Here is an 11,972-nt window from a genome sequence, read left to right on the forward strand (position 1 = left end):
TTTATTATTTTATAATGACTGTTTTATTGTCTCCACAGGTTAACATTTTGGCTCCTAAATATGGGTTTTTAATAGCTTCATCAAGGCTTAACCAATAGGCTCCATTATTGTTGTCGGCCATTGGGCAAAATTGTTCATAGACCTTTTGGTTAACTCCAAATAATTTTACGCCTTTTGATAAATGCGCTGATAAATGCTTAAAGTGGCTACGTTGTTCTTCTATATCTGAAATTTCTGAAATGGAACTAGCCGATCCTGAAACTTCTTTTGAAATGGTCATCCAGTGGTTATGTGCTTCATGGTCTGTCAATTGTTTCATATCCACCTTTTTCATGGCATTCAATAAGGTTTTAGCCGATGTACTGGCTGTACTGCTATTATCACCTACAAAAGCATCTTTTAGTTTAATGTAAGCGTTGAACACTTGTTCTAATTGACCTTTAAACGCGTCGGTTGTTGTAATACGCTGGTTCATATCTGTGTGGTCAGAATCATTTTCCATTTTGGTATGATCTGTTTCACCTTCCATTGTTGTGTTACTCATATCCATTTTAGAATGATCGACACCATCTGCATTTGCATCATCTCCCATAGGCATGCCACCATGATTATGGCCTGTACTTACCTTACCACCTTCAGGGTTCATCATGCTTTTTTGGCCCAACAATTGTGCTGAGGCATCAATCCTGAACACGCCATTTGTGGCAACAACTTCGCCTTCTTCCAAACCATCCTGAACAATGTAAAACTGCCCCATATCCTGTCCAAGTTCTATTTCCCTATAAACAAATGAAATGGTTTTTTCATGTGGTACTTTTACATAAACCACAGCGCGTTTTCCGGTCCAGAGTACAGCCGATTTTGGTATAACAATGGTATTCTCCATACCTTTCATTTTTGCCTGAATGATACCGCTGGCATACATTTCCGGAAGGAGTTTGTTACCAGGATTATTTACTTCAACACGTACTTTGGCAACTCGTGTATTGGATGATACAAAAGGATCGACATAGGTGATTTTACCTTCAAAGGTTTTACCAGAGATAGCTTGTATGTTAAAACTTACCTTATCGTTAATGTGTATCCATGGAATATCGGCTTCATAGGCTTCAAACATCACCCAAACAGAGCTTAGATTGGCAATATCAAATAAGTTACCTCCAGCCTTGATATAGTCTCCAAGCTCAACATTTCTATTCATGACATAGCCTGTATGATCGGATAGAATATCGATTTGTTCCTGTACCTTTCCGGTTGCTTCGATGGCATCGATTTGTTTATCGGACAGTTTCCATAATTTTAATTTATTCCGTGATGCAGTATAAAGTTGCGGATAAATATCTTTAGACTTAATCGCTTCAAACAATTCTTTTTGCGCAGAAATCAGTTCTGGGGAATAAATACGTACTATTTTTTGACCAGTATATACTTTTTCACCTGTAAAATTAACGTACAATCGTTCTATACGACCCGGAATATGAGACACTTGAGAATACAATCTACGTTCATCCGGTTTTACACGACCTAACAATCGTATCTCTTTGTCGGCACTTGCCTTTTCAACTATTGTAGTCTGTATATTTGCTAATTGATAGGCTTCTTCATTCATTACAATTTCATTGGCTGCAATGTTTTCTGAAGAATCATCAGATGATTCCATTGGAATAAGTTCCATACCACAAATTGGGCAATTCCCAGGTTCTTCCATCTTTATTTGTGGATGCATAGAGCAAGTCCATAATTGTGTTACAGGGTCTTGAACATAATTGTGTTCCCCTTCCGCATGTGTAGTTTCTGAGTCTCCACCAGAAAACACATTTCCTAAAATAATTCCGAGTATTAAAATACCGGCTGCTATGATATAATTTTTATATTTTTCCATGATATTCATTTTATTGTCCTATTAAGTAATCCATAAATGCTGCTGCGGCATTTTTATCGGTTAATGCTTTTTGATGTTCTAATTCGTATTTAAGTAATTGCCGTTCTATTCGTAATACCTCTTCAAAATCTTTGGCGTTTGTAGAGTACGATATAATTAATATGTCCAATACTTTTTTGGCAATTTCCGACTGTGTTAGGTTTAATGCAATACGACGGTCGCCATCGTTAAAATCCTTATACGTGTTTTCATACAACGAACTCAAGGTGTTCTTTTTGTCCTCTTTTCTGGAAATTTCGGCTTCTTGCCTAAACTGTGCTTCCTTAATCAAGGCTTTATATTTTTTTCGATATAAAGGAATAGTAACACCTACCGATGGAAACAAAAACACGTCTTTACCATTATCTGATGCCGTTGACATAGGATTGTCACCAACTATGGTATAATTTACACCAACAGTAAACTTTGGCAATCCTTCTTTTTTAGCTACAATTTCCTGATTTAAAAAGGCATTCAATTTATGTTCTATGCTTTTTATTTGATGGTTTGACGCATAAATTTCATCGAGCATACTTAATTGATCTAAAGGAATTTCTTCCTGCCACAAGACTTCCGGAACGATAATTTCAGAACTATCATCTATATCCAATAGGTTATTGAATTTTACCTGTAAGGCATCCTTGGTGTCCAGAAACAGTGCTAATTGATTTTCCAGATCGTTCAACTCCAATTCCACACGCAACTCATCAACAATAGAGGCTGTTCCAGCTTCAATTTTAACTAATGATAGGCGTTTAAAAACCTCGAGTATCTCGATATTCTCTTTTGTTATTTCAATAGCCTTTTCAATAAAATAATAATTATAATAAGCTGTTTTTACTTCAAAGAAAATATTGGATTTTGTGTTTTCAAAGTCTTCATATTTAGCTTTTGCCAATTCGGTGGCAACATCTTCCTGTGCACTCAAGAGGCCAAACCAAGGAAAGCTTTGTGCTAAATTAAAAGTTGCTCTTTGCGGTCCAACCCTTGTTTCTACTGGCTGGATAAAATATCCAAAAGCAAAAGTAGGATCTGGTAAAGTACCAACTTGAGGTACTTTTTCCATAGCAGCCATATAATCATAAAACTTTGCCTTTAAAGCAGGGTTATTATTGGCTGCTATTTCTAAATAGTTATTTAAATTTTCTTGACTGAAAATACTTGTTGTAAACAGTACAACTAGGCTCAAGAAAAGGTATGTTTTAGTATTCGCTGTCATCATTATAAATTTAAGCATTACTTGATTTTAATTGTTTTTTTAACCCTTTCTCTTTCCACATACTGTAAAGTACAGGTACTACAAACATGGTCATGACCTGTAACAGCATACCACCAAATGAAGGGATTGCCATGGGGATAACCACATCGGAACCTTTACCACTAGATGTAAGTACAGGGATTAAAGCAATGATAGCAGTCGCTGCGGTCATCATTGCGGGACGAACCCTTTTTGAACCTGCTTCAATTACCGAAGCCCGAATTTCTTTAACGGTTTCTGGATGTCTCTTATCAAATACTTGGGTTAAATAAGTTCCCATAATTACCCCATCATCAGTTGCAATCCCGAACAAGGCAATAAAACCTACCCAAACGGCGACGCTCAGGTTTATGGTGTGCATCTGAAACAAATCACGCATATATACCCCAAATACATCAAAATTCAAGAACCATTCCTGTCCATATAACCAAATCATGATAAAACCACCAGCGAAAGCTACAAAGATACCAGAGAAAACCATCAGTGAAGGAATCATTGATTTAAACTGAAAATATAGAATTAACAGAATTACAATCAGAGAAATTGGCACCACGATCATTAAACGTTTTGATGCTCTTATCTGGTTTTCGTAATTTCCCGTAAAACGATAGGTTACACCTGCTGGTAATGTAAATTCGCCACTATCCATTTTCTGTTTGATAAGGGCTTGTGCATCTTCAACCACATTGGTTTCAGCATAGCCTTCTTTCATATCAAATATAACATAGCCTGTTAAAAAGGTATCTTCACTTTTTATGACTTGTGGTCCTCTAACATAAGTAACATCAGCTAATTCACCCAATTCTACTTGAACTCCTGCGGGTGTGGGGATCAATATCTTTTTAATATCATCTGGATTGTCCCTAAACTCCCTGGCATAACGTACACGTACTGGAAAGCGCTCTCTACCTTCTACTGTTGTAGTTAGTTGTTTTCCACCTATGGCTACCGAGAGTTGCATTTGCATATCTTTTACGGATAGTCCATATCTAGACATGGCCTGACGGTTTAACTTCATTTCTAAATAAGGTTTACCAACAACTCTATCTGCAAACACGGTTGGTGGATTAACACTTGGTACTTCCTTTAGAATGTTTTCTAATTCAAACCCAACTTTTTCAATCGACTCCAAGGTGGGTCCAAATACTTTGATCCCCATTGGTGCTCGCATACCTGTTGCCAACATAATCAATCGTGTTTGGATAGGTTGCAGTTTTGGAGCTGATGTTAACCCCGGGAATTTGGCGTGCTTAACAATTTCATTCCAAATATCATCTGGTTTTTGGATATGCTCTCGCCATTGCCTAAAGTTTTCACCGTCATCATCTGGAATAAGTTCTTCTTCTGTTATTTTACGAAACTCGTCAGTACCATATGTATAGGTGGTACCATCTTTTAAAACAAAAGCGTTGTTTTTATTAACTTTAAAACGCTCTCTGTGTCCATCTTCATCAAGAATATATTCTGGAATGTAATTTATGGTGTTTTCATACATGGATGTAGGTGCAGGATCAAGAGCAGAGTTTACACGTCCCCATTTACCTGCCGCAGACCCGATTTCAGGGATGGTCATGACGTGTTTATCAATACTTGCAATAACTTCCATATTTTCAGAAATACTAGAGTGTGGCATGGTAGTGGGCATTAGCAAGAATGACCCTTCATTTAAGGCTGGCATAAACTCTTTACCCAACCCAGGGAGAACTTTGTCCAGTTTTTCCCAAACCACATTGTTTTTAGTGAATTCCGGCATAAAACCAAGGACTTTGCCAAACCCTAACCAAATGGTCATTCCGAAGAAAACCAAGAGAATGGGGATTAATAAAAATTTCCATTTATTATCTAAACACCAGGTTAAAATGCTTTTGTAAAAATACACTACAGCCATTAATGCCCCCAAAACAACACCTATTACTATTATCACAAAAATAAAATTGACAAATGTAGAGTTAGCAACTCCTAAAGGCATCCATTCTATAGTCAGTAAGTAGACTAAAATTACAATTGCGATGGCTATATTGACATAATTGGCTGTTTTTTCGGAATAAGGAAGCTTTAATTTTCCTTTTAAAAAGGTTTTTTCCGGTACTTGTGTCAATAGATTATTTATACCAATGGCAATTAGGGCTATGGCAATAATGCTTCCGTAAGCGATTAGGAAAACAAATCCAAAACTTATTAAGATTGCATTAAATATTCGACTCGTTCGCTTTGAATCAATTCTAATGGAAAACAGAACCTTTGCCAAGGCTGGAATAAACATAATACCAATGAACAGTGCTGAAATCAACGCAAATGTTTTGGTCCACGCCAAAGGACTAAATAACTTCCCTTCTGCGGCTTGCATTGCAAATACTGGTAAGAAACTCACAACAGTGGTAGCAAGAGCCGTAATTACAGCTCCTGCAACCTCCACCGTGGCAATATAAATGACCTGCACCAATTTTTTACCTCTTACGCCTTCATTTTCGGGCATTTCCAGATGCCTGACTATATTTTCGGTAAAAACTATCCCCACATCGATCATTACACCAATAGCAATGGCTATACCCGAAAGGGCAACAATATTGGCATCTACGCCAAAATATTTCATTAGTATAAAGGTCATCAATACGCCAACGGGCAATATACTCGAAATTAATATGGAAGCCCTAAGATTAAGAACCAATACGATTACCACCAAAATACTAATCAGTATTTCATGAGAGAGCGCTAGTTCTAGAGTTCCAATGGTTTCCTGAATTAAACCAGAACGGTCATAAAATGGTACAATAGTTACTTTGGAAACTGTGCCATCTTCTAGTGTTTTAGACGGTAATCCTGGAGCAACTTCATCTATTTTAGCCTTTAGGTTTTTAATTACAGCTTGCGGGTTGGCACCATAGCGTGCAACAGCTACTCCACCTACAGCTTCCACACCACTTTTGTCAAGGCCTCCTCTACGACCTGCTGGACCAAACTGTATTTTGGCTACATCTTTTAATCGTATGGGAACATTATCCCTAACGGTAACAACACTCTCCTCTAAATCAGATAAATTTTTAATATACCCTAGACCGCGAACTAAATATTCTACTTTATTAAATTCTAAAGTTCTGGCACCAATATCTAGGTTACTGTTTTGAACAGCGTTCATTATCATTTTAACGTCCACGTTGTTGGCCTTCATAGCATCAGGATCTATTTCGATCTGGTACTCTTTTAAAAAGCCTCCAATGGAAGCTACTTCGGCAACACCACTGGCAGCGGTTAAATAATAACGCACATAAAAATCTTGAATGGTTCGCAATTCTTGGGGGTCCCAACCTCCAGTTGGTTTGCCCGTTTTAGCATCTCTACCTTCAAGAGTATACCAATATACTTGCCCTAATGCTGTGGCGTCAGGTCCAAGTGCTGGTGTTACCTCGTTAGGTACTGTACCAGGTGGTAAAGAATTTAGTTTTTCTAGAATTCTAGTTCTACTCCAGTAAAAATCAACGTCATCTTCAAATATGATGTAAATACTAGAAAGTCCAAATATTGAATTACTACGTATGGTTTTCACGTTTGGAATACCAAGTAATGCTGTTGTTAATGGATAGGTTATTTGATCCTCTATATCCTGAGGAGATTGCCCCATCCACTCGGTAAATACAATTTGTTGATTTTCGCCAATATCAGGAATGGCGTCAACAGGTACTGGGTTTCTCTCTATTAAAGAGCTTTCCCAATTAAACGGAGCAGTTACATAACCTCCAACAATAAATGCGGCGAGTAATATAAATGTTATTAACTTATTTTCGAGAAAATAACGGATCGTTTTATTTAGCATGGTAATGGATTATTAAATAATTGAAACTTGTGTTGAAAAATTCAACAAAAAACGGATTTAGCCCAAAGCGATCGCTCGCAGGGCTATGAATTCAATTATTTAAAAATCAAATAAGGAAAGTCTGATCTAGAACTTGAACGTCCCGTATCAGCGGAGGGGGGAGATAATCTTTAAAAGGAACGATTTTCTTATCGAATCCTTCGTAAAGGTTTATATAGGAATATATAAATGAAACAACAAAGAGTTGTTTCTCCGTGCTTAGTTTTTCAAATGAAACCTTTAAATCATCTTGGCCCGAAATGGCCAAGGTTTGATCCTCGCAAAAACCTTTTTCATCGAGACTGTCGTCATGTGATTCACTGGCTTGTTCCATTTCCATACCACAGGATTCCGCTTTACCGAAAAAGGAAAAATCCACCAAAACATCGCCACAATAATGTTGCTCGACCGCAAAGGAAAAGGTGGAGAACAGCATTGTAAGTGTCATCGCAAAGGATGTTATTTTGTGAAAAATGCTTTTCATCTTAGCTGCAAAGCTACAAAAAATTTAACATAGGGCTTTAGTTTAACAAAAAATTAGAGTTGAGGAATTCCTTTATTAGAATGACAAACCTAGTTGATTTTGATTTTTTATGACATGATAAATATCATCTTTTTAGAAAAGGGTATCCCTAGATTAAAATATAGGGCTTCACATAAAATTTATTTAGAATCTTTCTTAATAGTATTGTAAGATATACACAAAAAAGCTACGTTTGTATTTTATTTATATTAAATCTAAATAAATATAAAATGTGGAAGCCGTTTTTAGTATTCTTCTTTCTCCTCTTTCATATCCATGTACTGAGCCAAAAAAATCCCGATGGGCAAGATTCTACGGCCCTTAAAACCGAAATGTTGAACGAGGTCATTGTGAACGGTAACGCCATACTAGGTAGTACGTTCGAGGCAAAGAACAGAACAGGTTCTGCGGTCTACATATCGGAAAAAGAGCTCCTAAAATTTAGTTATAACGATATTAACAGAACGCTAAAAAGTGTACCCGGGGTCAATATATATGAAGAAGATGGGTTTGGTCTTCGACCAAATATTAGTTTACGGGGTACCTCACCTGAGCGGAGTGCGAAGATTAACCTTATGGAAGATGGTGTCTTAATTGCCCCGGCCCCATATAGCGCCCCGGCAGCTTATTATTTTCCGACCATTGGCCGAATGCAAGCTATGGAAATATTAAAAGGAAGCAGTCAAATTCAGTATGGCCCAAATACGACAGGCGGAGCGATCAACATGATTTCAACTCGCATTCCCGACCAACTTTCGGGAAGGGTCGTGTTGTCTGCCGGTAATTTCAACTCAAGAAATACACAGGTCGTTGTAGGTGATAACTATCAGAATTTTGGGTTTGTTAGTGAATACTACAACTATAATTCTGATGGTTTCAAAAACTTGGACGGCGGTGGCAATACAGGTTTTGATAAATCGGATTATTTGGCAAAGTTCCGCATAAGTACTGATGAAGATGCCAGATTCTATCAGTCCCTTCAATTTAAAATTCAGTATTCCGAAGAAAAGGCCAATGAAACGTATTTGGGACTTACAGATATAGATTTCAAGGAAAATCCATACCGCAGGTATCGGGCTTCGTCAAAAGATGTGATGGATTCAGAACACCAACAGTACCAATTGACCCATTTTTTAAAACTTTCCCCGGCACTGAGCATACATACCACAGGATACCTTAATAAGTCCAACCGCAATTGGTATAAACTGGATGACGTTAATCTGGGGGAGCGTGTCGGAATTAACAATGTGCTCGCAGACCCTAAGAGTTATGTCATGGAATACAATGCATTATTGGGAAATACCGATACGGCCGAAGACGTGTTCGGTATAAAGGCAAACAACAGAACATACACCTCAAATGGTGTTCAATCCATAGCCAAATTACGATGGGGCTCTGATTGGTCGCAAAATCTAGAGTTGGGAATCAGATACCATGAGGATGACGAGGACAGGTTTCAATGGGTAGATAGGTACGGATTTCAAAATAGCGAACTCATACGCACAACGGTCGGTACTAAGGGAGCCGATGCCAACCGTATTGGTTATGCGAAAGCCGTCGCCGTGCATTTTTTATATAAATTAAGTATTAACGGACTGACAGTTACTCCAGGCCTGCGCTATGAGAATATAACGTTGGGTAGAACGGATTATGGAAGCAACGATGCCGCGAGGTCGGGCATTGACCTTTCCGAAAGGGAGAACAGGGTAGATGTTTGGATACCGGGATTGGGTGCCAATTATAGCTTTGCCAATAATTTGTCCGTTTTTGGTGGAATTCACAAAGGGTTTTCTCCTCCAGGAAATACTGACGGCCAAAATCCGGAACAAAGCATAAATTACGAACTGGGCACACGTTTCAACCACAGTGGTCTAAAAGGCGAAATAATAGCGTACTATAATGATTATCAAAACCTACTGGGCAGCGACCTTGCCGCCACTGGCGGTACGGGCAGCCTTGACCAATTCAATGCGGGCGAGGTACGGGTAGGCGGGGTAGAGGTATTGTTGAACTACGATTTTTTAAAGAACAGCTCCGAAAAGTTAAGACTTCCCGTATCGGTATCCTATACCTTGACCGACACCAAGTTCCTCAGTTCCTTTGAAAGTGATACCGATATATTCGGAGAGGTTACAGAAGGGGATGAAATTCCTTACATCGCCAAAAATCAGTTTAATTTGAATCTTGGATTGGAGCATGAAAAATTTGCACTAGATATAGGTTTGCGCTATACCGACGCCTTTAGGACGCAAGCGGGAACGGGCACAATACCGGAAAACCAAAAAGTAGATTCCAATTATGTTATTGACCTGTCGGGTCGATATTTTTACAATAAACACCTTACCTTTTCTACGAACATTATCAATTTATTGGATGAAACCTATGCGGTATCCAGGGTTCCGGCAGGGCTAAGACCGGGGCATCCTTTTGGCATCAACTTTTCACTAGCCTATGGTTTTTGAAATAAAAATCGAAGATTACATATTGTTGTACCTAATGGTATAAAGGTATTTTTGGTTCTATTCCGTATAGCGAAGAATCACGAATAAAACGTGGATCTTATCCTTCAATTTCTTCCTTAAAATTTTAAGGGCCTTAGTAAGATGACCTTCTACCGTTTTTATGGATAAACCTAGGTAATCTGCGATTTCATTATTGGTCAATCCTTCCTTTTTACTCAACAAAAATACTTTACTACATTTTTTTGGAAGATTTTGAATTTCCCTTTCAACAATTTCCATTTTGTAACGTAACTCCTCTTCATTTTCTGTTTGGATGGTATTATCCAATGCATCGGCATAAGCCATTTCCAACAATTGGGTCTCTTTGTTATACTTCTTTATATGGTCCAGGAACGTATTCCGAACCGATTTATATAGCCATCCCCTAATTAAGACCCCCTCCTTTAAAATGCCCCTTTTTTTCCATAGTTTAAAAAATGCTTCTTGGGTAAGGTCCTTTGCCAAAGTCTCATCACGGCTTAAGCTTTTGGCATACCAATAGACTTCTTTGTAATACAAATCAATGACCGTCTTGAATGCCGATTTATCTCCATTTCGGATTGCACTGACATCAAGATTCCCGTTACGATCCTTTGAATTCATAAACTATTTTAACAAAAAATCTTCAAAACTAAAGGTAAATATAAATAAAAAGCAAGGGTATTGTAAAGTTCAGTCGTTTGGTAAGTATTCATTGGCATTATCTTAATATTTCATAATGAAAAAAAGGAATATCAAAATCATCGTTCATAAATTCCTGTGCAATACCGCCACTACTGAGGAAATTGAATTTTTGACAAAATGGGTTCAGAAAAATAAGTTGAGTTTTCAAGAAGATGTTCAATTGAACCATCTCGTTACAGGGCTTTTTGAGGAAGAAAAAGCGGAACGCCTGAAAAGAGACTTGTTGGAGAATTTTGAACAATTCGAAATTAGGGAAAGAAGAAATCAAATGTTTAATTTACTAAAATATGCCGCTTTCTTCATTGGTATTATTGTGGTCGGCACTTTATTTTATTTGAGGGGAAGTACGGAGAAAGATTTACCCCAAAAGCAAATCACCATTACTTTGGGAGACGGATCAACCAAGGAAATCTTGAATGTTGAATCCTCTGAACTCATATCAAGCTCCGGTACTTATGCGGCCGAGCAGGAAGGAAGCAAAATCATTTACAAAAAAAAATCGGGAAAAACCTTGAAAAACTCTGGGCCATTGGTGTACAATACTCTGGAAGTCCCTTATGGTAAAAAATTCGAGATAGTATTGTCTGACGGTACCGAGGTATACTTAAACACTGGGTCGTCCTTGACATATCCCGTGGCTTTTTACGATGAAGGACCTCGCAACGTAGTTTTAAGGGGGGAGGCCTACTTTTACGTCAAGTCAGACTCCCTGAGACCTTTCTCTGTGGACGCAGGTTTGTTGGACACAAGGGTTTTGGGCACAGAATTCAATATCTCCAATTACCCGGATGACCAATACACCAAAGTCGTCTTAGTAGAAGGTAGTGTATCTATAAATAAAGGGGAGGATCCTGCAAGTCAGGCTATTTTTTTGAAGCCATACCAAATGGCATCTTACTACGTCTCCAGCGCAAATTTAGCAGTGTCCGATGTTGATGTAAGCAGCCATATTGCATGGAAGGATGGGATATTACTTTTTAAAAACGAGGATTTTTATCGGATCACCAAAAAGCTTGAAAGACATTATGATATCGAAATCAATATTTAAGGACGTAGAGGTGAGCCAAGAAAGATATACCGGAAGATTTAAAACGGAAACCATCGATGAGGTACTACGGGCGTTCCAGCGAATAAAGGAATTCGAATATTCGAATGACGAAGATAAAATAGAGATAAACCCTAAAAAGTAGACGTATGATATAAACAAAAGAATCAGGGACTGCTCTAACAATCCC

The 11,972-nt window shown here is 38.0% G+C and carries 8 protein-coding genes; 3 read left to right on the plus strand and 5 right to left on the minus strand.

All coding sequences use genetic code 11. From position 1 onward, the window contains the following. Positions 1 to 4 precede the first annotated feature (4 nt). The 4 genes from BFP75_RS04210 to BFP75_RS04225 all read right to left on the minus strand — a co-directional run bounded on the left by BFP75_RS04210 (position 5) and on the right by BFP75_RS04225 (position 7,513). Positions 5 to 1,882: an efflux RND transporter periplasmic adaptor subunit gene (locus tag BFP75_RS04210; RefSeq protein ID WP_099543969.1), complete on the minus strand. Its 1,878-nt coding sequence runs from the start codon at positions 1,880 to 1,882 to the stop codon at positions 5 to 7. Positions 1,883 to 1,892: 10 nt separating this feature from the next. Further along, positions 1,893 to 3,158 (minus strand): TolC family protein, encoded by a 1,266-nt coding sequence (locus BFP75_RS04215; protein WP_099543587.1) that lies wholly within the window; start codon positions 3,156 to 3,158, stop codon positions 1,893 to 1,895. Further along, positions 3,151 to 6,990 carry an efflux RND transporter permease subunit gene (locus BFP75_RS04220; protein ID WP_099543590.1) on the minus strand — a complete coding sequence of 1,280 codons (3,840 nt, stop codon included), beginning with the start codon at positions 6,988 to 6,990 and terminating at the stop codon, positions 3,151 to 3,153. Before BFP75_RS04220 ends, BFP75_RS04215 begins: the two co-directional genes overlap by 8 nt. 106 nt (positions 6,991 to 7,096) lie before the next feature. Next, on the minus strand, positions 7,097 to 7,513 hold the full coding sequence (locus BFP75_RS04225) for an HYC_CC_PP family protein (RefSeq protein WP_099543592.1): 417 nt from the start codon (positions 7,511 to 7,513) through the stop codon (positions 7,097 to 7,099). 269 nt (positions 7,514 to 7,782) lie between these two features. On the opposite strand from BFP75_RS04225, the gene BFP75_RS04230 reads away from it, so the two are divergent. Further along, positions 7,783 to 10,014 carry a TonB-dependent receptor family protein gene (locus BFP75_RS04230; RefSeq protein WP_099543594.1) on the plus strand — a complete coding sequence of 744 codons (2,232 nt, stop codon included), beginning with the start codon at positions 7,783 to 7,785 and terminating at the stop codon, positions 10,012 to 10,014. Between the two features lie 57 nt (positions 10,015 to 10,071). Here BFP75_RS04230 and BFP75_RS04235 read toward each other — a convergent pair whose 3' ends face one another. Further along, a complete protein-coding gene (locus tag BFP75_RS04235) occupies positions 10,072 to 10,656 on the minus strand; it encodes an RNA polymerase sigma factor (RefSeq protein WP_099543596.1) in 585 nt (194 codons plus the stop codon). A 115-nt stretch (positions 10,657 to 10,771) separates the two neighbouring features. Between BFP75_RS04235 and BFP75_RS04240 the strand changes: the two genes are divergently transcribed. Together BFP75_RS04240 and BFP75_RS21710 are read left to right on the plus strand one after the other, a co-directional pair. Further along, positions 10,772 to 11,785: a FecR family protein gene (locus tag BFP75_RS04240; protein WP_099543598.1), complete on the plus strand. Its 1,014-nt coding sequence runs from the start codon at positions 10,772 to 10,774 to the stop codon at positions 11,783 to 11,785. After that, positions 11,763 to 11,927: a FecR domain-containing protein gene (locus BFP75_RS21710; protein ID WP_165776537.1), complete on the plus strand. Its 165-nt coding sequence runs from the start codon at positions 11,763 to 11,765 to the stop codon at positions 11,925 to 11,927. Before BFP75_RS04240 ends, BFP75_RS21710 begins: the two co-directional genes overlap by 23 nt. Positions 11,928 to 11,972 lie beyond the last annotated feature (45 nt).

This window comes from Maribacter sp. 4G9, assembly GCF_002742265.1.
GTDB lineage: Bacteria > Bacteroidota > Bacteroidia > Flavobacteriales > Flavobacteriaceae > Maribacter.

What these genes read in the sequence shown, in the direction of transcription:
- BFP75_RS04210 (WP_099543969.1), bottom strand. Translation starts at nt 1,882, where the DNA reads ATGGAAAAATATAAAAATTATATCATAGCAGCCGGTATTTTAATACTC.
- BFP75_RS04215 (WP_099543587.1), bottom strand. Translation starts at nt 3,158, where the DNA reads ATGCTTAAATTTATAATGATGACAGCGAATACTAAAACATACCTTTTC.
- BFP75_RS04220 (WP_099543590.1), bottom strand. Translation starts at nt 6,990, where the DNA reads ATGCTAAATAAAACGATCCGTTATTTTCTCGAAAATAAGTTAATAACA.
- BFP75_RS04225 (WP_099543592.1), bottom strand. Translation starts at nt 7,513, where the DNA reads ATGAAAAGCATTTTTCACAAAATAACATCCTTTGCGATGACACTTACA.
- BFP75_RS04230 (WP_099543594.1), top strand. Translation starts at nt 7,783, where the DNA reads ATGTGGAAGCCGTTTTTAGTATTCTTCTTTCTCCTCTTTCATATCCAT.
- BFP75_RS04235 (WP_099543596.1), bottom strand. Translation starts at nt 10,656, where the DNA reads ATGAATTCAAAGGATCGTAACGGGAATCTTGATGTCAGTGCAATCCGA.
- BFP75_RS04240 (WP_099543598.1), top strand. Translation starts at nt 10,772, where the DNA reads ATGAAAAAAAGGAATATCAAAATCATCGTTCATAAATTCCTGTGCAAT.
- BFP75_RS21710 (WP_165776537.1), top strand. Translation starts at nt 11,763, where the DNA reads ATGATATCGAAATCAATATTTAAGGACGTAGAGGTGAGCCAAGAAAGA.